This is a genomic window from Micromonospora sp. NPDC049081 (assembly GCF_040648835.1).
Taxonomy (GTDB): domain Bacteria; phylum Actinomycetota; class Actinomycetes; order Mycobacteriales; family Micromonosporaceae; genus Micromonospora; species Micromonospora antibiotica.
Genome location: NZ_JBEZEK010000013.1, coordinates 105,328 through 126,415 on the forward strand (window position 1 = coordinate 105,328; position 21,088 = coordinate 126,415).

The 21,088-nt window shown below is 76.0% G+C and carries 16 protein-coding genes and 4 pseudogenes; 3 read left to right on the forward strand and 17 right to left on the reverse strand.

Features of this window, described 5'->3' with window-relative positions; translation table 11 throughout:
• A pseudogene (locus tag AB0B63_RS19890) lies at positions 1 to 1,048 on the forward strand (hypothetical protein); the annotation flags it as partial.
• Positions 1,049 to 1,119: 71 nt separating this feature from the next.
• Here the strand turns inward: AB0B63_RS19890 and AB0B63_RS19895 are convergent.
• The 6 genes and pseudogenes from AB0B63_RS19895 to paaI all read right to left on the reverse strand — a co-directional run bounded on the left by AB0B63_RS19895 (position 1,120) and on the right by paaI (position 7,291).
• Positions 1,120 to 2,136: an ABC transporter ATP-binding protein gene (locus AB0B63_RS19895; protein WP_357020634.1), complete on the reverse strand. Its 1,017-nt coding sequence runs from the start codon at positions 2,134 to 2,136 to the stop codon at positions 1,120 to 1,122.
• 128 nt (positions 2,137 to 2,264) lie between these two features.
• A pseudogene (locus AB0B63_RS19900) lies at positions 2,265 to 3,257 on the reverse strand (ABC transporter ATP-binding protein); the annotation flags it as partial.
• On the reverse strand, positions 3,254 to 4,156 hold the full coding sequence (locus AB0B63_RS19905) for an ABC transporter permease (RefSeq protein WP_357020637.1): 903 nt from the start codon (positions 4,154 to 4,156) through the stop codon (positions 3,254 to 3,256). The gene AB0B63_RS19905 and the pseudogene AB0B63_RS19900, both read right to left, overlap by 4 nt.
• A complete protein-coding gene (locus AB0B63_RS19910; RefSeq protein ID WP_357020640.1) occupies positions 4,153 to 5,097 on the reverse strand; it encodes an ABC transporter permease in 945 nt (314 codons plus the stop codon). The genes AB0B63_RS19905 and AB0B63_RS19910 overlap by 4 nt, the downstream gene beginning before the upstream one ends.
• 9 nt (positions 5,098 to 5,106) lie before the next feature.
• Positions 5,107 to 6,642 (reverse strand): ABC transporter substrate-binding protein, encoded by a 1,536-nt coding sequence (locus tag AB0B63_RS19915; protein ID WP_357020643.1) that lies wholly within the window; start codon positions 6,640 to 6,642, stop codon positions 5,107 to 5,109.
• 268 nt (positions 6,643 to 6,910) lie between these two features.
• Entirely contained in the window at positions 6,911 to 7,291 is a 381-nt protein-coding gene (paaI, locus tag AB0B63_RS19920) for a hydroxyphenylacetyl-CoA thioesterase PaaI (RefSeq protein WP_244252086.1), read from the reverse strand.
• 463 nt (positions 7,292 to 7,754) lie between these two features.
• Here paaI and AB0B63_RS19925 point away from each other — a divergent pair, with 463 nt between their 5' ends.
• Together AB0B63_RS19925 and crcB are read left to right on the forward strand one after the other, a co-directional pair.
• A complete protein-coding gene (locus tag AB0B63_RS19925; protein ID WP_357020646.1) occupies positions 7,755 to 8,276 on the forward strand; it encodes a CrcB family protein in 522 nt (173 codons plus the stop codon).
• Positions 8,273 to 8,635, forward strand: a complete 363-nt coding sequence (gene crcB, locus AB0B63_RS19930) for a fluoride efflux transporter CrcB (protein WP_219462456.1) — start codon at positions 8,273 to 8,275, stop codon at positions 8,633 to 8,635. Before AB0B63_RS19925 ends, crcB begins: the two co-directional genes overlap by 4 nt.
• 117 nt (positions 8,636 to 8,752) lie before the next feature.
• On the opposite strand, the pseudogene AB0B63_RS19935 reads toward crcB, so the two are convergent.
• The 11 genes and pseudogenes from AB0B63_RS19935 to AB0B63_RS19985 form a co-directional block, all read right to left on the reverse strand.
• Positions 8,753 to 9,637, reverse strand: a pseudogene (locus AB0B63_RS19935) (sirohydrochlorin chelatase); the annotation flags it as partial.
• A complete protein-coding gene (locus tag AB0B63_RS19940; protein ID WP_357020649.1) occupies positions 9,634 to 10,227 on the reverse strand; it encodes a precorrin-8X methylmutase in 594 nt (197 codons plus the stop codon). The pseudogene AB0B63_RS19935 and the gene AB0B63_RS19940, both read right to left, overlap by 4 nt.
• Positions 10,228 to 10,273: 46 nt before the next feature.
• Positions 10,274 to 10,552, reverse strand: coding sequence for a 4Fe-4S binding protein (locus AB0B63_RS19945; RefSeq protein WP_357020652.1), 279 nt, complete (start codon positions 10,550 to 10,552; stop codon positions 10,274 to 10,276).
• Positions 10,549 to 12,303, reverse strand: coding sequence for a precorrin-3B C(17)-methyltransferase (gene cobJ / locus AB0B63_RS19950; protein WP_357020797.1), 1,755 nt, complete (start codon positions 12,301 to 12,303; stop codon positions 10,549 to 10,551). Before cobJ ends, AB0B63_RS19945 begins: the two co-directional genes overlap by 4 nt.
• 707 nt (positions 12,304 to 13,010) lie before the next feature.
• Positions 13,011 to 13,607, reverse strand: a pseudogene (cbiE, locus tag AB0B63_RS19955) (precorrin-6y C5,15-methyltransferase (decarboxylating) subunit CbiE); the annotation flags it as partial.
• Positions 13,608 to 13,723: 116 nt separating this feature from the next.
• The gene (locus AB0B63_RS19960) at positions 13,724 to 14,875 is read right to left on the reverse strand and encodes a cobalt-precorrin-5B (C(1))-methyltransferase (protein WP_357020655.1); all 1,152 of its coding nucleotides are present in this window, start codon (positions 14,873 to 14,875) and stop codon (positions 13,724 to 13,726) included.
• On the reverse strand, positions 14,872 to 15,702 hold the full coding sequence (cobM, locus tag AB0B63_RS19965; RefSeq protein ID WP_208566531.1) for a precorrin-4 C(11)-methyltransferase: 831 nt from the start codon (positions 15,700 to 15,702) through the stop codon (positions 14,872 to 14,874). The genes AB0B63_RS19960 and cobM overlap by 4 nt, the downstream gene beginning before the upstream one ends.
• Positions 15,699 to 16,433, reverse strand: coding sequence for a precorrin-2 C(20)-methyltransferase (gene cobI, locus AB0B63_RS19970; protein WP_357020800.1), 735 nt, complete (start codon positions 16,431 to 16,433; stop codon positions 15,699 to 15,701). The genes cobM and cobI overlap by 4 nt, the downstream gene beginning before the upstream one ends.
• 122 nt (positions 16,434 to 16,555) lie before the next feature.
• The gene (locus AB0B63_RS19975; RefSeq protein ID WP_357020803.1) at positions 16,556 to 17,893 is read right to left on the reverse strand and encodes a cobyrinate a,c-diamide synthase; all 1,338 of its coding nucleotides are present in this window, start codon (positions 17,891 to 17,893) and stop codon (positions 16,556 to 16,558) included.
• Between the two features lie 125 nt (positions 17,894 to 18,018).
• Positions 18,019 to 18,630, reverse strand: coding sequence for a cob(I)yrinic acid a,c-diamide adenosyltransferase (gene cobO / locus AB0B63_RS19980; protein WP_145919775.1), 612 nt, complete (start codon positions 18,628 to 18,630; stop codon positions 18,019 to 18,021).
• Positions 18,630 to 20,888 (reverse strand): VWA domain-containing protein, encoded by a 2,259-nt coding sequence (locus AB0B63_RS19985; RefSeq protein WP_357020806.1) that lies wholly within the window; start codon positions 20,886 to 20,888, stop codon positions 18,630 to 18,632. Before AB0B63_RS19985 ends, cobO begins: the two co-directional genes overlap by 1 nt.
• Positions 20,889 to 21,088 lie beyond the last annotated feature (200 nt).

Sequence of the window (21,088 nt, forward strand, 5' to 3'; positions counted from 1 at the left end):
CCCGTCGGTGCGCCCGACCGAGCCGCCCCTGCCCGAACCGCTGCGACGTCGCGCCGCCGCCCGGTTGGACCGGTGTGACGGCCCGCACCGGGCGGTCCTGATGGCCGCGGCGACCCTCGACGGGGAGTTCGCCGCGTCGGCGGTCGACGTGCTGCTCGGCTGGGCGGCGGGCCGGGCGGCGCAGGCGTTGCGTCGACTCACCGACGCCGGGCTGGTCCGGTCCGGTTCCCACGGCGGGCACGTCATCGTCGACCCCGCCCTGCGCCGCTGCGCGTACGACCGGCTGCCCCGGATGCTGCGCGCCGAGTTCGCCCGGCGCGCGGAGGCCGACCGGTCCGCCGGGGCCGTCCGGCGGACCGGGACGGCCCGGCGCGCGCAGAGCATCCGACGGGCCGGGGTCGACCGGCGGACCGGCGTCGCCCGGCCGGCCGGGACCCGGCACCGCACCGGTACCGGCTGGCCGGTCGGGGCCGGTCTGCCGGTCGACCCCGGGCCGGTCTTGGCCACGGTCAGCTCGCCGCACGGTCGGGAAGCCCGATGGCAGGCAGCCACCCCCCACCGCGCTCCGCTCCCCGCCACCGCATCCGCCACCGGGAGCAGGACCGGCGGGCCGCGGCCGGCAGTCGCGGTCCCCGCCACCGGAGGTCCGGGGCCGGTGGCCGCCCATCCCGACGGCCGCGGGCCCCGACCGGGGGTCGTCCTTCCCGACGGCGGCGGGCCCCGACCGGGGGTCGTGGGCTGCCCGGAACCAGGGTCCGTGCTGATCGCAGCCGGCCCGACGGGTCCGCCGCCGGCCGGTCTGATGCCGGGCACCGCCATCGGGCGACCGCGCGCCGGCTCGACGCGGGACGACCGGTGGGCGGGGGTGCCCGGCGGGTCCGCCGCCCGACCCGTCGACCCCGGGTTGCCGGGCCCGGGTGGCGTCGTCGTGCCGCTGCCCTCGCGCGGGACCGGCGTACCGACCGGCCGCCCGCCGACGACCGGCGGGCGGCGACGGGGGGAAGGGGTGCCCCGCACCGCCGTACCGTTACCGGCCCGGGCCGCCTGACCGTCGGCAGTCGGCCGCGCCTGACCCGTCGGCCGTGCCGGATCCGTCCGGTCCGAGCACCCACCGCCTCGTCAGCGGGGTGCCCCGGTGACCGGGGGCGGATCGGCAGCCATGGCCCGGACCGCCTCCCCGGCGTAGAGGCAGGCGGCACGGTGGCCGGGGGCCACCTCGACCATGGGCGGGTCGGTCCCGGCGCAGGCGGCACGCGCCTGCGGGCAGCGGGTCCGGAACCGGCAGCCGCTCGGCGGGTCGGTCGGGCTGGGCAGTTCACCACTGAGGATGATCCGCCGCCGGTCGCGCTCCACCCGGGGATCGGCCACCGGGACCGCCGACAGCAACGCCGCCGTGTACGGGTGCGCCGGCTCCCGCCAGAGCTGCGCCGGGGTGCCCGTCTCCACGATCCGCCCCAGGTACATCACCGCGATCCGGTCACTGAGGTGTTCCACCGCGGCCAGGTCGTGCGCGATGAACAGGTAGGTCAACCCGAGGTCCCGTTGCAGCCGGCGCAGTAGGTTCATGATCTGTGCCTGCACGCTCAGGTCGAGCGACGCGATCGGTTCGTCGAGGACGATCAGGTCGGGTTCACCGGCCAGCGCGCGGGCGATCCCGACCCGCTGACGCTGGCCGCCGGAGAGTTCGTGCGGGTGCCGACCGGCCGTCTCCGGTCGCAGCCCCACCAGGTCGAGCAGTTCGGCGACCCGACGTCGGCGGGCGTCGGCGGAGCCGGCCAACCGGTGCACGACCAGCGGTTCGGTGATGCTCGCACCGACGGTCAGGCGCGGGTCCAGCGACGCCTGCGGGTCCTGGAACACCATCGCCACCCGGCGGCGCAGCCTGCGCAGGCGGCGCCGCGACCACCCGGTGACGTCCTGCCCACCGACCCTGATCCGCCCGGTCGTCGGGTCGACCAGCCGCAGCAGCGCCAGGCCCGTGGTCGACTTGCCGCTGCCCGACTCCCCCACCAGGCCGAGGGTCTCGCCGGCCCGTACGGTCAGCGACACCCCGTCCACCGCGCGCACCGGTGGGCCACCGGGGCTGGGGAACCAGACCGTCAGGTCGTCGATCTCGGCGACGGTCGCGGTGCTCATCGGTCCTCCCGGTGGAGCTGCTCGCGGTCACCGGACACGCGCCGGCCGTCCCCGGCGGGCGGGCCGTCCCCGGCGGGCGGGCCGTCCCCGGCGGGCGGGCCGTCCCCGGCGGGCGGGCCGTCGGGGAGGGGATAGAAGGTGCGGACCCGGTGCCCGGGGGTGATCGGCGTCAGCGGGGGCAGTTCGTGTGCGCAACGCGCGTCGCCCCGGACCGGGCAGCGGGGCCAGAACGCGCAACCGTCCGGCAGGGCGAGCGGGCTGGGCGGCGCACCGGGGATCGCGGCCAGCTCCTCCCCCGCCGCGCCGGGCCGTGGCCGGGCGGCCAGCAGGGCCCGGGTGTACGGGTGCCCCGGTGCGCCGAACACCGCGTCGACCGGTCCCTGCTCGACGATCCGGCCCCCGTACATGACCGCGACGGTGTCGGCGATCCCGGCCACCACCCCGAGGTCGTGGGTGATCCAGACGACGGCGGTGCCGAGCCGGCGTCGCAGGTCGGCGACCAGCTCGACGATCTGCGCCTGGGTGGTGACGTCCAACGCGGTGGTCGGCTCGTCGGCGATGAGCAGCTCCGGTTCGCAGGCCAGGGCCATCGCGATGACGACCCGTTGCCGCATCCCCCCGGAGAACTGGTGCGGGTGCGCGTCCACCCTGCGGTCGGGGGCCGGGATGCCGACCAGGTCGAGCAGCTCGACGGCGCGGGCCCGGGCCTGCCGCCGACTCATCCCGAGGTGCTCCTCGCACGCCTCGGTGACCTGGCGGCCGACGGTCAGCACCGGGTTGAGGGTGGTCATCGGGTCCTGGAAGACGAAACCGACGTGCCGGCCACGCCACCGGCGGCGCTCCGGCTCGGACATGGTGGTCAGCTCCCGGCCGAGCAGCCGGACCCGGCCGGTGACGGTGGCGGAGCGCGGGGCCAGGCCGGTGGCGGCGAGCACGGTCATGCTCTTGCCGCTGCCGGACTCGCCGACCAGGGCGAGGGTCCGGCCGGGGGCCACCGACCAGTCGACACCGGCGACCGCGCGGGCGGGACCGTTGCGGGTGCCGAGGGTGACCGTCAGGTCGTCGATGGCCAGCACCGGCGCGTCCCCGGCCGGGGGCGACGGTACGACGGGCGCGCTCATCGGCTGCTCCTGCGGGCCTCGCTGACGGTGAGCTGACGCGGGTCGAGCACGTCCCGCAGCGCGTCACCGACCAGGTTGAAGGCGAGGACGGTCAGGAAGATCGCCGCGCCGGGGAAGAACCCCAGCCACCAGGCGTCGGTGACGAACCCGCGCCCGTCGTAGAGCATCCGGCCCCAGGCCGGCGCGGGTGGCTGGACGCCGAGCCCGAGGAAGGACAGCGCCGCCTCGGACAGGATCGCGAAGGCCAGCGACAGCGAGGTCTGCACGATCAGCGGGGCGGCGATGTTGGGCAGCACGTGCCGGCGCAGGATGCGCAGGTCGGAGGTGCCGATGGAGACGGCGGCCCGGACGAACACCTGCTCCCGCACGGCGAGCACGCTGGCCCGGGTCACCCGGGCGAAGATCGGGGTGTAGACCACCCCGACGGCGACCATCGCGGTGACCAGCCCGGGGCCGAGCACCGCGACGATCGCCACGGCGAGCAGCAGGACCGGGAACGCGAAGAGCACGTCCATGCCGCGCATCAGGAGGTTGTCCGCCCAGCCGCCGTACCAGCCGGCGAGCAGGCCGACGCTCACCCCGACGGCCAGGGCGATGCCGACGCTGACCAGGCCGACCTGCAACGACACCCGGGCCGCCACCAGCACCCGGCTGAGCACGTCGCGGCCCAACTCGTCGGTGCCGAACGGGTGTGCGCCGCTGGGTGGGCGCAGCATCTGGTCGACGTCCACGTCGTTGGTCCCGGCCGGCGCGAGCCACTGCCCGGCCAGTCCGACGACCAGCAGGACCAGCAGGACGACCGTGCCGGCGACGGCCGGTGGGTCGTGCCGCAGCGCGGTCACCGTGCGCCGCAGGGTGCCCGGCTCGGTGACCGTCGCCGCCGGGTGGTCGGCGCTCATCGCAGCCTGATCCTCGGGTCGAGGCGGGCGTAGAGGACGTCCACCAGCAGGTTCGTCAGCAGGAACAGGGTGGCCACGAAGAGCACCGCACCCTGCAGCACCGGATAGTCCCGGGCCTGCACGGCGTCGTAGGTGAGCCGACCGATGCCGGGCCAGGCGAACAGCACCTCGATCACGATCACCCCGCCGACCAGGCTGGCCAGCTGCACCCCGACCACCGTGACCACCGGGATCAGCGCGTTGCGCAGCACGTGCCGGACGACCACCACGCGGCGGCGCAGCCCCTTGGCCTCGGCGGTGCGCACGTAGTCCTCGGCGAGCACCTCCAGCACCGAGGAACGGATGAACCGGGTGAGGATGGAGGCGGTGACCAGGCCGACGGCGGTGGCCGGCAGGGCGACGTGCGACGCCCAGCCGGCCGGGTCGTCGGTGAGCGCGACGTAGCCCGACGGGGGCAGCCAGCCGAGGACCCCGGCGAAGAGCAGGATGCCCATGATGCCCGTCCAGAAGTCGGGGACGGACACGCCGAACTGGCTGAACACCCGGGCGGCGTGGTCGACGAACGAGCCGCTGCGCACCGCGGAGAGCACACCGAGCGGGAAGGCGACCAGCAGGGCGAGCAGCACGGCGGTCACCGCCAGGGACAGGGTGGCGGGGAGTCGTTCCAGCACGATCGTGGTGACCGGCTGGCCACTGCGGAAGCTGACCCCGAGGTCACCGGTGAGCGCGTGGCCGACGTAGCTGAGGTACTGCACCACCAGCGGACGGTCCAACCCGGAGCGTTCCCGCAGCGCGTCATAGGTCTGCTGGTCGAAGCGGGTGCCGAGGGCGACCCGGACCGGGTCGCCGGGGACCAGTTGCAGCAGCAGGAAGACCACCAGGGTCACCCCGAGCAGGACGACGACCGACTGGAGCAGCCGCCGCAGGACGAAGCGTCCCACCTCGCCCCCTCAGCGGTTCAGGGTGACGTCGCGGAACCGGATCGCCCGGTCGGTGCGGACCTGGTAGCCGGTGACCTTCGCCGACCAGCCCTGCACCACGTCCGGGTTGTAGAGGTAGATGTAGCTGGCGTCGTCGACGATCTGCTTCGCCGCCCGCTCGTACGTCTGTCGGCGTACGCCCTCGTCGGTCTGGGTGCGGGCCTGGTCGAGCAGGGTGTCGACGGCGGGGTTGCTGTACCCGTGGAAGTTGAACGTGCCGCCGGTGCGGTGCTGGGCGTAGTAGAACTCGTCCGGGTCGATGTTGCCCAGCCAGCCGAGCAGGAACGCGTCGAAGTTGCCCTTGCCCTGCTCGTCGAGCCACTGGGCGAAGTCCAGGGTGCGGATCTTCACGGTGATCCCGACGTCCTTCAACTGGGCGGCGATCACCTGGGCGGCGGTGACCGTCTCCGGGTACTCGCTGGTGACCATCAGGTCCAGGGTGCGGCCGGTGACGCCGGCCTGGCCGAGCAGTTGCCGGGCCTGGTCCGGATCGTGCCGGTACGGCGCGTAGTCGTAGTACCAGGAGCTGCCCTTGGGGATGGCGGTCTGGTTGGCGGTGGCCTGCCCGAACTTGGCGGCCTTGGTGATCGCCTCCCGGTCCAGGGCGAACGCGACGGCCCGGCGCACGTTCACGTCGTCGTACGGTTTGCGTGCCTCGTTGAGGGCGAGGTACCAGTAGTCGGTCGAGGGGGTGGTGGCGACGGTCACCGCGCCGTCCTCCTTGAGGGCCGGCACCTGCTGCGGTGGCAGGTTGTCGGTCCACTGCACCTCACCGCCGCGCAGGTTCTGCAGGGCCACCGTCGGGTCCTTGACGAAGGTGAAGGTGACCCCGTCGAGCTTCGGTTTCGGCCCCCAGTAGGCGTCGTTGCGGGTCAGTTTGACGGTGTCGCCGGAGGTGTAGGAGGCCACCGTGAACGGGCCGCTGCCCACCGGCCGGGTCTTGATCGCACCGGACTCCACGTTGGACCGCTGGACGATCGCGACGCCCTTGAAGCCGCCGAGGTTGGCCAGCAGGTTGGGGGTGGGCGCGGTCAGCGTGATCACCACGGTGGCCGGGTCGGGTGCGGTCACGGTCTTGACCGTGGCGAACTTGTACGCCGCGTTCAGCTTCTCGTTTATGATCCGCTGGTACGAGTAGACGACGTCCTGCGCGGTCAGCGGCGACCCGTCGGAGAACCGCACGCCCTCGCGGAGGGTGAACGTCCAGGTGAGCTGGTCGCTGCTGGTCGTCCACTTCACGGCCAGCGCGGGCCCCATCTTGAGGTCGGCGTCCGGCTCGACGAGGGTGTCGTAGACGTTCTCCAGGACCTGGAAGCTGTAGTAGGCCGACGTCCGGTGCGGGTCGAGCTGGTCCGGTTCGCCGCCGATCGCGGCGGTGAGCGTGCCACCGGCCGATCCGGCGGCGGTGGACCCGCCGTCGACGTCGACGCTCTCTCCGGCGCTGCACCCGGCCAGCCCGGTCAGGGCGACGGCGACCGCCGCCGCGATGATCCTCGATCTGGTCATGGACTCGGTCACCCTTCGTCGCCTGGCAGATCAGAGAGCGAGTCTTCTCCGCCAGGTGGAGCGATGTCAATAAATCCTGGCAAAGTAGGGTGATTTTGGAGGAATCAGCGCGGTGCCGTGACCGTCCGGAGAGGACTGCGGCACCCTCGGCGGCGAACCGGCCGCACCGCGCCGAGAGGTCCGGCCGTCACCCGTGGAGGGTGCACCACGGACCACTGCCGTACCACCCTGTTACCCACTGTGGACCTGCCGAACCCTGGGCCACCGGTCAGTCGTCGGCGGGTCGGGCGAGGGTGCGGCTGCGCCCCCGGAACTCGGCCACCACCTCGTCGCCCCGGGTCACCGTGACGTCGTAGATGCCGCTGCGGCCGTACCTGACGCGTTCGGTGGCGTACGCGGTCAGCAGGTCGCCCTCGCGGACCGGGCGCAGGAAACTGATCTCGCCGCCGGCCGCGACGGTGGCCGGGCCGTGGGTGTTGCAGGCCAGCGCGAAGGCGGTGTCGGCGAGCAGGAAGACGAAACCGCCGTGGCCGATCCGGTGCCCGTTGACCATCCCGGCGGTCACCCGCATCCGGGCCACCGCCACACCGTCACCGGCCGAGACCAGCTCGATGCCGAGCCCTCGGGAGGCCACGTCGGCGTCGAACATGTCGTGGGCGGCCGTCCGCCCGGCACCATCGCCACGCGGCACCCGCCCGGCACCGCCGCCATGCGGCACCCCCTCGGCACCGCCGCCACGCGGCACCCCCTCGGCACCATCGCCACGCGGCACCCGGCCGGTGCTGTCGCCGTCGGTCCCCTCGGTCGGGGCGGGTGCGTTGGGGGGCGGGCTGCGGTCCGGCACGGGTTCCTCCTGGGGTCACGGCAGCGGCGACCGGCACGGGCTACCGGCCGCCGCTGCCGACCGTACGCGGACGGGTCGGTCGCCACCCGGACGTGGGGGCGGGGGTACCCCCCGGCCTCCGCCTCCTTTCGCGGTGGGGGCCGGCCGGTCGGGCTATGCTCACGGACGTGTCGGCGGTGGGGCCCGCCGTCCCGGTCGGACCGGGAGAACCGCGTCGGAGACGCCAACGGTCCCTGCCAGTGGTCCGGGTGCTGGTGGGGAGGTCCTGATGACGCAGGGGGTACCGCGTCGCGTCGATCCCGACGTCGACCTGCGCGTGCCGGCCGACCGGAGCGAGCTGACCGCGCGGCCAGCGACCGTGCTGGGTGCGATCGCCGTCGGCGGGGTCCTCGGGGCGCTGGCCCGCGCCGGGGTGCAGGCCGCCCTGCCGCACACCCCGACCGGATTCCCCTGGTCCACCTTTGCCGTGAACGTCACCGGTTGCCTGCTGATCGGCGCGCTGATGGCGGTGCTCGGCCGGCGTCGGGTCGGCCCGCTGGTCCGGCCGTTCCTGGGGGTCGGCGTGCTCGGCGGTTTCACCACCTTCTCCGCCTACGTGGTCGACGTGCACCGGGCGCTGGACGCCGGGGCCGCCCCGACGGCGTTGGCCTACCTGGCCGCCACCCTGGTCGGCGGGCTGCTGGCGGTCGCCGCCGGTGACGCCCTGGCCACCCGACTGCTGGCGCGGGGGCCGGGCCGGGGCGGACCACCGCCGGGAGCGGGTCGGGTGGACGGGGAGGTTCCCCGGTGACCGTGTTGCTGATCGCGCTCGGCGCGGCGCTGGGTGCGCCGCTGCGCTACCTCACCGACCGGGCCGTGCAGGCCCGGCACGACTCCCGCTTCCCGTGGGGGACGCTGACCGTCAACGTCGCCGGTTCGCTGCTGCTCGGCGCGGTGGTCGGGATGCCCGCCGGGCCCGCCGTGACCGCGCTGGTCGGCACCGGCTTCTGCGGCGCACTGACCACCTGGTCGACGTTCGGCTACGAGACCGTCCGGCTGGCCCGGGCCGGCGACCGGTGGCACGCGGTGGCCAACGCCCTGGTCAGCGTGGTCGCCGGGTTGGGTGCGGCGACCCTCGGTTTCGCCCTGGCCCGAGCGCTCGCCGGCTGACCGCGGGCACCCTCAGCGGACCGGGGTCGCGTCCGACGCGGCCTGCCGCTGACCGTGGTCGTGGGCGTCGTCGTGGGTGTGGGCGTCGTCGTGGGCGTGGTGGTCGTGGGCGTGCCCATGGTGGTGATGATGGTGGCCGTGGCCGTCGACCGGGTCGTCGGGGTGGTCGTGGGGGGTCTGCGGGCGGCCCACCTTGTCGGCGAACCCCGGCATCAGCACCCGGTAGGCGCAGGTGTCGCAGTTCATCCGGATGTCCCCGCGCAGCGCCTCGGCGTACCGCTCCAGCACCAGGTCGGCCAGGGCGTCGCAGTCACCGATCAGGTCCGCGACCCGGATGTCGAGGTCAGGATGGTCGGCGGCGTACGCCTGCGACTGCGCCACGATCCGGTCCGGCAGCACCCCGGCGAACAGGAAGTACGGCGCGACCACGATCCGGCGGGCACCGAGGCGGCGTAACCGGTCGAGCACCGCCGGCACGGACGGCTCGGCCAGCGAGATGAACCCCGGTTCGACCCCGGCGTAGCCGCGCCCCTCCCACAGCAGCCGGGCCACCTTCGCCACCTCGGCGTTGGCGTCCGGGTCGGTGGCGCCCCGCCCGATCAACGCCACCCAGGTGCCGGCCCGGTCGGCCCCGGCCAGTGCCGCGTCGATCCGCTGCTCCAGCACGGTGTGCAGCAACGGGTGCGGGCCGAGCGGTCGCCCGTACCGGTAGGTCAGGCCGGCGTGGCGTTCCTGCTCGCGGGCCATCGCGGCCGGGATGTCGCCCTTGCCGTGACCGGCGGCGGTGAGCACAAGCGGCAACGCGACGAGCGCCCGGTGCCCCTTCGCGACCAGCGCGGTCACCGCGTCGGTCAGCGGCGGCCGGGACAGCTCGATGAAGCCGCCCTCGACGTCGCCGACGACGGCCCCCGCCCGGTCCCGGACCCGGTCGACGAGCGCGGCGAACTGGTCGACCCCGGCCGCGCTGCGCGTGCCGTGTCCGACGATGACCAGAGCGGTCATGTTTCCTCCAGGTAGAGCAGGGCGTTGAGGGCGGCGGCGGCGACCGCCGAGCCACCCTTCTCGCCGATGTTGGACACGGCGGGCAGGCCACTGGCCCGCAACGCCGCCTTGGACTCGGCGGCCCCGACGAAGCCGACCGGCAACCCGACCACCAGCGCCGGGTCGGCGGCCACGCCGATCAGTTCGACCAGGGCCGTCGGCGCGCAGCCGACCACCCAGACCGCCCCCGGTCCGACCCGGTCCCGGGCGATCCGCACGGCCGCCGCCGACCGGGTCAGGCCGGTCTCCCGGGCCAGCGCGGCGGCGGCCGGGTCGGCGACCGGGCAGACGATCTCCCGCCCGGCCCCGGTGATCCCGGCGGCCACCATCGCCACGTCGGTGACGATCGGCGCCCCGGCCCGCAGTGCGGCCAGCCCGCCGGCCAGCGCCACCTCGTCGCAGACCAGGTCGGTGACGTAGTCGAGGTCGGCGCTGGCGTGCACCACCCGCTCGACGACCGCCCGGGTCAGCGGCGGCAGGCCGCCCAGGTCGACCCGCTCACGCAGGATCCGGTACGACTCCTGCTCGATCGGGTGGACGACCCGGCTCACCGACCACCCCCCGGGGTGGGCCGGTGGCGGGCCGGGTGGGTACTGGTCATGGTGCTCCTCGTCGGTCGGTGACGGTCCGGATGGCGTCCACCGGGCAGACCTCCAGGCACTCCAGGCAGCCGGTGCAACGGTCGGCCCGGACGGTCAGGCCGCCGGGCACCGGACGGATCGCGTGGGTGGGGCAGGTGAGCAGGCAGGCCCCGCAGCCCTGGCAGGCGTCGATGGACACCGGTGCCGTGGCCGGGCCGTCCGCTGCGGTGAACGGCGGATCCACCGCAGGCGGGACGACGGCGACCAGGTCGGGCGGGGGCATCGCGGGGGTCATCCGCGCCACCGGTAACCCCGGGGGGTGACCATCCGGCCACCGACCAGTCGGGTCTGCGAACTGCCCACCACCACCAGGCCGTACATGTCGACCACGCTCGGGTCGAAGGTGGCGAGGGTGGCCAGGTGGACCCGCTCGTCGGGTCGGCTGGCGTTGCGTACCACCCCGACCGGGGTCTGTGGCGGGCGGTGCGCGGCGAACGTCGCCAGCACCGCGCCGAGCTGCCAGTCCCGGGCCCGGCTACGCGGGTTGTAGAGCAGCGCCACCAGGTCCGCCTCGGCGGCGGCGGCGACCCGTCGTTCGATCACCGCCCACGGGGTGTGCAGGTCGGACAGGCTCAGGTAGACGTGGTCGTGGCCGATCGGCGCACCGAGCAGGGCGGCGGCGGCCAGCGCGGCGGTCACCCCGGGCACCCCGACCACGTCGATCCGCTCGTCGGCGTACTCCAGGGCGGGGCTGGCCATCGCGTACACCCCGGCGTCGCCGGAGCCGATCAGCGCCACGGCCTGCCCGGCGGTGGCCTCGACGACGGCGCTGCGGGCCCGTTCCTCCTCCGCGCCGAGCCCGCTGGCCAGCACCCGGGTGCCCGGCCGCAGCAGGTCACGGACCTGGTCGACGTACTGGTCGAGGCCGACGACCACGGCGGCCCGGCGCAGCTCGGCGACGGCGCGCGGGGTACGCAGGTCAGCCGCGCCGGGGCCGAGGCCGACGATCGCCAACCGGCCGCGCGGGGCGTGCCGGGCGACCGCGACGGTGGCCATCGCCGAGGCGGTCTTGGGCACCAGCAGGTTGCCGCCGTCGCGCAACGCCGCCGCCTCGGCGACGCTGGGCGTGCCGACGGCGGCCCGGACCACCTCGCTGGGGTGCGGCACGTCGACCGTCGCCAGCTCCGCCGCCGGCCAGGTCCGCAGCGGTACGCCGAGCGCGTCGGCGGTGGCCCGGATGCCCTCCTCGTCGGCCTTCACGTCCACGCTGGCCAGGCAGCTCAGGCTGGCCGGGCTCAAACCGGCGTCGGCGAGCGCCCGGTGCAGCAGCACCTCGACCTCGGCGGCGGGCACCCCCCGGCTCGATCCCACCCCGGCGACCAGGGACGGGGGCCGCAGCACGACGGTACGGTCGTCGACCGGCACCACCCGGTCGGTGACCAGCACCCGGTACCCGCCCTCCTGGTCGGGCCCGACGACCCGGTGTTCCCCGGCGGGCGGTTCCCGGTGGACGTTCGGCGGCAGGGCGGGCAGTGGCCACACCGCGTCGGTGACCAGCCGGACCGGTTCGCCGTCGAGGATCGCCCGGGACACCGCAGCGACCGCCCCCTCGACCGGCCAGCCGAGGGTGTCCAGGCCGGGCAGGTCGACCGCGTCGGTGGCGGTGGTGACCACCGGCCGGGCGTCGAGCACCGCAGCCACCTCGACGGCGAGCGTGTTCGCACCCCCCGCGTGGCCGCCGAGCAGGGCGACGGCGTGCCGGGCGGCCTCGTCGACCACCACCACCGCCGGGTCGGTGCGCTTGTCCCCGAGCAGTGGCGCCAGCACCCGCACCACCGCGCCGGTGGCCAGGAACGCCACCACCGCGTCGTACTCCGTCCAGGCCGTCCGCAGCGCGTCGGCGACCCCGTCGGCCTCGACGAGCCGGGCGTGCGGCCAGGCGGCGGCCAGGGTGCGGGCGTGCCGGCGACCGGCGGCGGTGGCCGCGACGAGCCCGATCCGGTGCGGGCCGGTGCCGGGCGTGTCCCGGTGCCGGTGTACTGCGATGCCGGTCACTGATGCTCCCCGGTGAGGACGACCACCGGGTTGGTGGCCGCGAGTCGGATGGATCCGCCGGGCAGGTCGGCGAGGCGGGCGGCGGTGAGCTGGCTGCCCGTCACCGTGTAGCCGGCGCGGCGCAGCAGGTGCACGGCCGGGGCGACCCGGTCCAGGGCGGCGAGGGTGACCACCACCCGGTCGGGGCGGCGGTCGGCGACGGCGCTCAGCACGTCGGTCCCCCCGCCGCCGACGAAGACGGCATCCGGATCGGGCAACCCGGCGAGGACGGCCGGCGCGTCACCGGTCACCACCCGGACGTCGACGCCGTGCCGGGCGGCGTTGCCGGCGACCGGTGCCGTCGGGTCCCGTTCCACGGCGATCACCGCCGCGCCGAGCAACGCGCACTCGATGCCCACCGATCCACTGCCCGCGCCGATGTCCCAGACCAGACGACCGAGCCGGGGCCGCAACCGGGCGACGGCCAGGGCCCGCACCTCGGCCTTCGTGATCATCGAGTCCCGGTGCCGGTACGCGGACTCGGGCAGCGCCCAGCCCCCGACGGGTGCGGCGGCCGGCTGGTTGTCCGCCCGCACCCGCCCGACCCGGACCGGAGCGTCATCGCCGGCCGGGCCGGTGTCACCCGACCGGCCGGCGACCTCGCCCCGCTCGGCGGTGCCGGGACGCCGGGCGGGCCGCGCCCCGGGGTCACCGTCGGTCGCGGCCAGGCTGAGCAGGACGTGCGGGTCGGCCCAGGCCCGGGTGGCGGCCTCCTGCGGGGTGGTCCAGGTGACCCGCTCGGCGGGGGTACCGAGGTGTTCGGCGACCACCAGGCGGCGGGACCAGCCGGCCAGACCGGCCCCGATCTCGGCCGCCCCGGCGTCCGGCGCGGTGAGCACGGCGACGGCGGGCAACGCCCGGCAGGCGTTGAGCGCGGGACCCAACTCCCGGCCGTGGGCGGTGACCACCACGGCACCGTCCCAGTCGAGCCCGGCGCGGGCGAAGGCGGCGGCCACACTGGACACCGCCGGCAGCACCCGGACCGGCAGTCCGGCGGCGCGCAGCCGGCGTACCACGCCGAAGAACCCGGGGTCGCCGCTGGCCAGCACGACGGCCGGCTGCCCGGCGGCGTGCGCGGCGGCGAGCCGGTCCAGCGCCGGGGCGAGCGGGCCGAGGGTGACGGTGTCGGCACCGGGCGGCACCGGCACGGCCGCCAGGTGCCGGGCCGCCCCGACGACCAACCCGGCCCCGGCCAGGGCGGCCACCGCCGACGGGGGCAACGGCCGGCCGGCCGCGTCCATCCCCACCACCACGACCGGCTCCGGCACCCCGACGAGCGACTCCGCCCCGGTCCCGCCAGGCACCGGCTCCGGACGCGTCACACCGGCCACCGGCTCCGGGCGGGTCACGCCAGGCACCGGCTCCGGGCGCGTCACGCCGGCCACCGGCCGGACGAGGCGACCAGGCGGTCGCCGGTGAAGTCGACCATCGCCACGTCGACGGTGAGCGCCGGCCCGGCGAAGCGGCGCAGCACCTGACGGACCCGGTCGCAGAGCAGGTCACCGGCGGGACGCAGCAGCCCGGCGGCCTCCCACAGCTCGTAGGCGTGCCGGCCGGTGTTGGCCGCCAGCACCGCCGCCACCAGATCGGCGTCGCCACCGGCCTCGGCGGTGACCGCGCCGAGCAGGGACAGGTCCACCTTCGACCGGGTGTAGTGGGTCATCAGGATCCCGGCGGCGAGTTTGGCCAGCTTGCCGGCCATCCCGACGAAGACCACCCCGGTCATCGCGTCACCCACGGCGGCGGTGACGGCCGCGCCGGTGAAGTCGCCGACCTCGACGAAACACACCTCCGGCAGCTCCGGCAGCAGCGCGCGGGCGGCCCGTTCGGTGCGCCCGCCGGTGCACAGCACCACGGTCCGCTGCCCCTGGGCGGCCATCACGTGCACCGCCTGCACCACGCTGGCCCGCCAGGAGGCGGTGGAGAACGGCCGGACGACGCCGGTGGTGCCGAGGATCGAGATGCCGCCGACGATGCCGAGCCGCCGGTTGGTGGTCTTGCGGGCCATCACCTCACCGCCCGGCACGCTGATCACCACCCGTACGCCCATCTCGGTCAGGTCGACCACCTCGGCGACGGCCTGGCCGATCATCCGGCGGGGGGTGTCGTTGATGGCCGGACCGCCGACGGCGAGGCCGAGCCCGGGGCGGGTGACGGTGCCGACGCCGTCCCCACCGGCGAGTTCCAGGCCGGGTCGGGGTCGCCAGCCGACGGTGGCGGTGAGGTGCGCGCCGTGGGTGACGTCCGGGTCGTCCCCGGCGTCCTTGACCACCACCGCCTCCGCTGTCGGTTCGGGCCGGGCGGTCAGGTCGCAGCGGGCCACCGCGAAGGTCACCCGCCGGCCGGCGGGCAGCCCGATCTCCACCTCCCCCGGCGGTACGCCGGTGACCAGGGCGGTCACCGCCGCCTTCGCCGCCGCCGTCGCGCACGCGCCGGTGGTCCAGCCGGTCCGCAACGCCACCGGCCGGACCTTCGCGGTACGCGGCAGGTCCGGCTCGCGCAGCGGCGGCTCGGGGTGGGTCACGGTGTCGCGTCCTCCGCTGCGGTGGCCCGGGAGCGGCGCAGCTCGGCGCGGGCGGCCGGCTCGGCCCGGCGGAAGGTGTGGAAGTGCCCGGGGTGGTAGAGGTGCGACCGGGTGCCGGTGGCGGCGAGCGCCGGCCCGACCAGGAACAGGGTGTGCTTCCACAACCGGTGTTCCTTGACGGTGGCGGCCAGGTCGCCGAGGGCGCACCGCACCACCAGTTCGTCCGGCCAGGTCGCCTGGTAGGCCACCACGACCGGGGTGTCGGCCGGGTAGCCGCCGGCGAGCAGTTCGGTCTGGGCCTGCCCGGCGCGGGCGGCGGACAGGAACAGCGCCATGGTGGTGCCGTGCCGGGCGAAGTCGCGGACCCGCTCCCCCGCCGGCATCGGCGTCTTGCCGCCCTCCAGCCGGGTGAGGATCACCGACTGGGCCACCTCGGGGATGGTCAACTCCCGGCCGACGATCGCGGCGACGGCGGTGAACGAGGAGACCCCGGGGACGATCTCCACGGCCAGGTCGAGGGCCCGGCACAGGTCGAGCTGCTCCTGCACGGCACCCCACAGCGCCGGGTCGCCCGAGTGGATCCGGGCCACGGTCAGCCCGTCGGCGGCGGCCCGCCGGTACAGCGGCAGCACCCCCTCGATGGGCAGCTGCGACGAGTCGACGATCTCGGCGTCGGGGCGGGCGTGGGCCAGCACGTCGGCGTGCACCAGGCTGGCCGCCCAGATCACCACGTCGGCGTCGGCGATCACCCGGGCGGCGCGCAGGGTGAGCAGGTCGGCGGCGCCGGGCCCGGCCCCCACGAACCACACCTTTCCGGTGGACGTCACAGTTTTCCTCCCCGCCCGTCCCGGCGGGCCGGGACCAGCAGCGTCGACAGGTAGGGCAGCTCGTCGTCCGGGCCGACCGGCCCGATCCGTTCGTCGGGCAGGCCGAGGCCGCAGCCGAGCACCGCGTCGTCGAGTCGGTCGTGCCGGCGCAGCTCGTCGACGAGTTCCCGGTGCCGCCGCCAGCCCTTGTAGACCACGACGGTGCCGGGTCCGGCGAGGGCGTCGGCGACCAGCGCCGGGCCCGCGGTGGCCGGCAGCAGGGTCAACGGCTCCCGCCCCTGGCACAGCGGGACGCCACTGCGCGCGGCCAACTCCTGCATGGCGGTGACGCCGGGCACGGTCCGCACCTCGACCGCCGGCCGCAGCGCGCGGACCCCGTCGGCCAGGTAGGTGAAGGTGGAGTAGACGTTGGGGTCGCCGATGGTGGCGAAGGCGACCGACCGGGCCCCGGCGGCGAACGCGTCGACCACGGCACGGGCCGCGGCGTCCCAGGCGGCCTCCCGACGGGCGGTCACCCCGCCCCGGTCGTCGAGGGCGAACGGCAGCCGGCGCAGCCGGTGCGCCGGCACGTGCGCGCGGACCGTCGTCTCGGCCCGGCCGGGGGGCGTCGCCGGGTCCGCCGCCAGCCGGTCCAGCACCGGTACGACCACCAGGTCGGCCTCGGCCAGCACCCGGACCGCCTTGAGGGTGAGCAGTTCCGGGTCCCCCGGCCCGACCCCCACCCCGGTCAGCGTGACCGGCCCGGTCGACGCGTCCCGGCCCGTGCCCCCCTCGACGACGGGCGGGTGGCCCGGCCCGGTCGGCGCGGCCCGGTCAGTGGCGGCGACAGGCGGGTGGTCCGCCCCGACGCCGGTCACCGGGCCGCCGCCTCGACCAGTCGGCGGGCGGCCCGGGGGTGACCCGCCCAGTGGGTGTGCAGGTAGGAGGCGTGCACCTGCCCGGTGACGAACCCGTGGGCGGTGTCCTCCCAGCGCCAGGCGGGCCGGTCGCCGTGCCCGGGGTCGGTGACGGTGCGGTGGAACTCGTGGCCGCGTACCCGCTCGCCGGCGGGGTGGACCGGGGAGTCGGTGGCGGCGACCGCGTCGCGGTAGCCGAGGGTGAGCCGGCCGGACATCCGGGCGTGGTGGTCGAGCCGCCCGCACATCGGCACCCCGTCCAGGGAGCGGCCGAGGTAGAGCAGCCCGGCGCACTCGGCGACCACCGGCCCGGTGAAGCCGGCCAGCTCGGCACGGAGCCCGGTGTTGTCGCTCAGCGCCTCGACGTGCACCTCGGGGAAGCCGCCGCCGATGACCACGGCCCGGGTGCCGGCGGGCAGGGCCGGGTCGGCCAACGGGTCGAACGGGGCCACGGTCGCCCCGGCGGCGGTGAGCAGTTCGGCGGTCTCGGCGTACGAGAAGGTGAAGGCGGCACCGGCGGCGACCGCGACGACCGGACGGTCCCCGCCGGCCGGGCCACCGACGGCGGTGCCCGGGTCCCAGGCGTCCACGGTCAACGGCGGGGCGCTGCGGGCCAGGTCGAGCACCGCGTCGAGGTCGACGGTGGACGCGACGAGCCCGGCGAGCGCGTCGACGACGGCCAGCGACTCCGGTGCCCGTTCGGCGACCGGCACCAGCCCCAGGTGCCGGGCCGGCGCGGCCACCTCGACGGCCCGGGTGACCGCCCCCAGCACCGGTACACCCACCTCGGCGAGCGCGTCGCGCAGCAGGGTCTCGTGCCGGGGCGAACCGACCCGGTTGAGGACCACCCCGCCGATCCGTACGGCCGGATCGAAGGCGCGCATGCCGAGGACCAGCGCGGCAGCCGAGCGGCCCTGCGCGGTGGTGTCCAGGACCAGCAGCACCGGCGCGTCGATCAACGTGGCGACGTGGGCGGTGGAGGCGTACCCGGCCCGGCCGACCGCGCCGTCGTGCAGCCCCATCACCCCCTCGACCACGGCGACGTCGGCGGGGGTGGGGACGCTCGCGCCGTGCCGCAGCAGCGGGGCGATCAGCTCCTCCCCGACCAGCCACGGGTCGAGGTTGCGGCCGGGGCGGCCGGCGGCGAGCGCGTGGTAGCCGGGGTCGATGTAGTCGGGGCCGACCTTGTGCGGGCTGACCGTGAGGCCCCGGCGGCGCAGCGCGGCGAGTAGCCCGGTGGCGACGGTGGTCTTGCCGTGCCCGCTGGCCGGGGCGGCGACCACCAGCCGGGGCAGCGCCCACGGGCCGACCGGCGCGGCGGGCCCGGCCGACGGTGGCCCGCCCGGCGCGGGGCCGCCCGGGTGACCGGTCGGCGCGTTGCCCGGCGGGCGGCGCTGATCGGTGCGGCGGGTCGGTCCGGTCACCACTCGATGCCCTTCTGGCCCTTCTGACCGGCGTCCATCGGGTGCTTGACCTTGGTCAGCTCGGCGACCAGGTCGGCCGCCTCGACCAGGCGCGGGTCGGCGTCCCGGCCGGTGATCACCACGTGTTGGAAGCCGGGCCGGTGGGTGAGGGTGTCGACCACCTCGTCGACGTCCACCCAACCCCACTTCATCGGGTAGGTGAACTCGTCCAGGACGTACAGTCCGTAGCGCTGCGCGGCCAGGTCACGCTGGATCTGCCGCCAGCCCTCCAGGGCGTCGGCGGCGTGGTCGGCGTCGCCGCCGCGCTGGATCCACGACCAGCCCTCGCCCATCTTGTGCCAGGCCACCGGGGCACCCTGCCCGGTGTCGGCGTGCACCTGGCCGAGGGCCCGGAAGGCGTTCTCCTCACCCACCCGCCACTTGGCGCTCTTGACGAACTGGAACACCCCGATCGGCAGCCCGGCGGTCCAGGCCCGCAGTGCCAGGCCGAACGCGGCGGTGGACTTCCCCTTCATCTGCCCGGTGTGCACGATGGTCAGCGGACGGTGCCGCCGTTGCCGGGTGGTCAACCCGTCGGCGGGGACGTGTTCCGGCTTTCCCTGCGGCATCAGCGCACGCTCCGATTCGCTCCGACGGTGGCGAGCCCGGCCAGCGGGTCGGCGGTGACCGTGTCCAGGCGGTGGCGGGCCGCGCCGAGCTGGTCGGCCAGCCGGCGGGCCAGGTGCAACCGGACCGGGCCGGACTCACAGTCCACCACGACGCAGGGTGCGCCGGTGGCGGCGAGCACCGCCGCCGCGCGCGCCGACCGGTCCAGCGGCCGGTGCCCGGCGGTGGCCCGGCCGTCGGTGACGACCAGCACCAGCGGACGCCGGCGCGGGTCCCGCAGCCGCTGCACCCGCAGCAGGTCGGCGGCGGCGAGCAATCCCTCCGCCAACGGGGTACGCCCCCCGGTGGGCAGCTCGGCCAGCCGCACCGACGCGGCCAGCACCGACGAGGTGGCCGGCAGCAGCACCTGCGCCCCGGAACCCCGGAAGGCGACCACCGCCACCGTGTCCCGACGCTGGTAGGCGTCGGTGAGCAGGGCCAGCACCGCACCCTTGACCGCCGACATCCGCTGCCGCGCGCCCATCGACCCGCTGGCGTCGACCACGAACAGCACCAGGTTGCCCTCGCGCCCCTCCCGGACCGCCTCCCGCAGGTCGTCGGGGCGCAGCAGCAACCGCCCGCCGCACCGGCCCCGCCGGGCCTGGTGCGGGGCCGCGGCACGCAGGGTCGCCGGCAGGTGCACCGTGGCCGGCCGGCCGGCGGTCACCCGCGCGCCGGTGGTCCGCCCGCGCCCGGTCCGGGCCCGCGACCGCCGGCCGGGCACCCCGTCACCCACCCCCGGCGCGGTGAACAACCGGGCCGTCAACCCCTGCTGCGGTACGGCCACCGAGCCGGTGCCCGCCGGGTCACCCGGGTTCGCGGTGCCGCCCTGGCCGGGTCGCCCCGGACGGGCACCGGTGTGCTCGGCGGACCCGTCGTCGGGGCGTCCCGACCGGCCGTCGGCGCGGTGTGCGGTGTCCGGCCCGTCGTCGCCGTCCGGTCCGCCGTCGTCGATGCGGTCCGGCCACCGGTCGTCCCCGGACTGTGGGGAGGCCGGACCGGTCCGGGCGCGCGGGTGGTCGTCGTGGCCCGGCGGACCACCGGCGTCCTGCGGCCCACCGGTGGCATCCTGCGGCCCACCGGCGTCGTCGGGTGGCTGTGGACCGGACCCGCCGCCGGGGCCACCCGTCGAAGGGCCGCCCGGCCCACCGCCGTCCGGGCCGCCGGGGTCGCCCGGACCGGTCGGGCCGGTGTCCGGCGGATCGTCGTCGGGGTGCTCGTCGCGGGCCCGCTGCAACGCCTCGTCGAGGCGTTTCTCGTCCAGGCCGGGGGTGTCGAACGGGTCACGACGACGCCGGTGCGGCAGGGCCAACCGGGCGGCGACCCGCACGTCGTCGGCGGTCACCCGGTCCCGCCCCTGCCAGGCGGCGTGCGCCACGGCGGTCCGGGCGGTGACGATGTCGGCGCGCATCCCGTCCACGTCGAACGCGGCGCACACCTCGGCGATCTGCCGCAACGCGGAGTCAGGCAGCAGCACCGCGTCGAGCCGCCCCCTGGCGGCGGCCACCCGGGCGGCCACCTCGGCGTCGGCGGCGGCCCACCGGGCGGCGAACCCGGCCGGGTCGGCGTCGGCGGCGAGCCGGCGGCGCACCACCTCCACCCGGACGACCGGGTCCCGGCTGGCCGCCACCTCGACGGTCAGCCCGAACCGGTCGAGCAACTGCGGACGCAGCTCACCCTCCTCCGGGTTCATCGTGCCCACCAGCAGGAACCGGGCGGCGTGGCTGACCGAGACACCCTCCCGCTCGACGTGGCAGCGGCCCATCGCGGCGGCGTCCAGCAGCAGGTCGACCAGGTGGTCGTGGAGCAGGTTCACCTCGTCGACATAGAGCACCCCCCGGTGGGCGGCGGCGAGCAGGCCCGGCTCGAAGGCGCGTACCCCCTCGGCGAGGGCCTTCTCCAGGTCCAACGAGCCGACCACCCGGTCCTCGGCGGCACCGACCGGCAACTCCACCAGCCGGGCCGGACGGCGCTCGACCGGCGCGGCGGCCGGGTCCTCGTGCCCGGCGACGCCCGGGTGCGGACCGTCCGGGCAGGTCGGATCCGGGGCGGCCGGGTCGCAGCCGAACCGGCACCCGGCGACCCGGTCCACCGGCGGGAGCAGCGCGGCCAGGGCCCGCACGGCGGTCGACTTGGCGGTGCCCTTCTCGCCCCGCACCAGCACCCCGCCGATCGCCGGGCTGACCGCGTTGAGCAGCAACGCCAACCGCATGTCGTCCATCCCGAGCACGGCCGAGAAGGGAAACGCGCTCACTGTGCTGCTCCGGATCGCGACTGCGGGGCTCGCAAACCCGGCTCACTCCTCGCGCTCACAGAGCTGACCTCCGATCGCGACTGCGGGGCTCGCAAACCCGGCTCACTCCTCGCGCTCACAGAGCTGACCTCCGATCGCGACTGCGGGGCTCGCAAACCCGGCTCACT

What these genes read in the sequence shown, in the direction of transcription:
- AB0B63_RS19925 (WP_357020646.1), top strand. Translation starts at nt 7,755, where the DNA reads ATGACGCAGGGGGTACCGCGTCGCGTCGATCCCGACGTCGACCTGCGC.
- paaI (WP_244252086.1), bottom strand. Translation starts at nt 7,291, where the DNA reads ATGTTCGACGCCGACGTGGCCTCCCGAGGGCTCGGCATCGAGCTGGTC.
- AB0B63_RS19985 (WP_357020806.1), bottom strand. Translation starts at nt 20,888, where the DNA reads ATGGACGACATGCGGTTGGCGTTGCTGCTCAACGCGGTCAGCCCGGCG.
- AB0B63_RS19945 (WP_357020652.1), bottom strand. Translation starts at nt 10,552, where the DNA reads ATGACCCCCGCGATGCCCCCGCCCGACCTGGTCGCCGTCGTCCCGCCT.
- AB0B63_RS19895 (WP_357020634.1), bottom strand. Translation starts at nt 2,136, where the DNA reads ATGAGCACCGCGACCGTCGCCGAGATCGACGACCTGACGGTCTGGTTC.
- AB0B63_RS19905 (WP_357020637.1), bottom strand. Translation starts at nt 4,156, where the DNA reads ATGAGCGCCGACCACCCGGCGGCGACGGTCACCGAGCCGGGCACCCTG.
- cobO (WP_145919775.1), bottom strand. Translation starts at nt 18,630, where the DNA reads ATGCCGCAGGGAAAGCCGGAACACGTCCCCGCCGACGGGTTGACCACC.
- AB0B63_RS19915 (WP_357020643.1), bottom strand. Translation starts at nt 6,642, where the DNA reads ATGACCAGATCGAGGATCATCGCGGCGGCGGTCGCCGTCGCCCTGACC.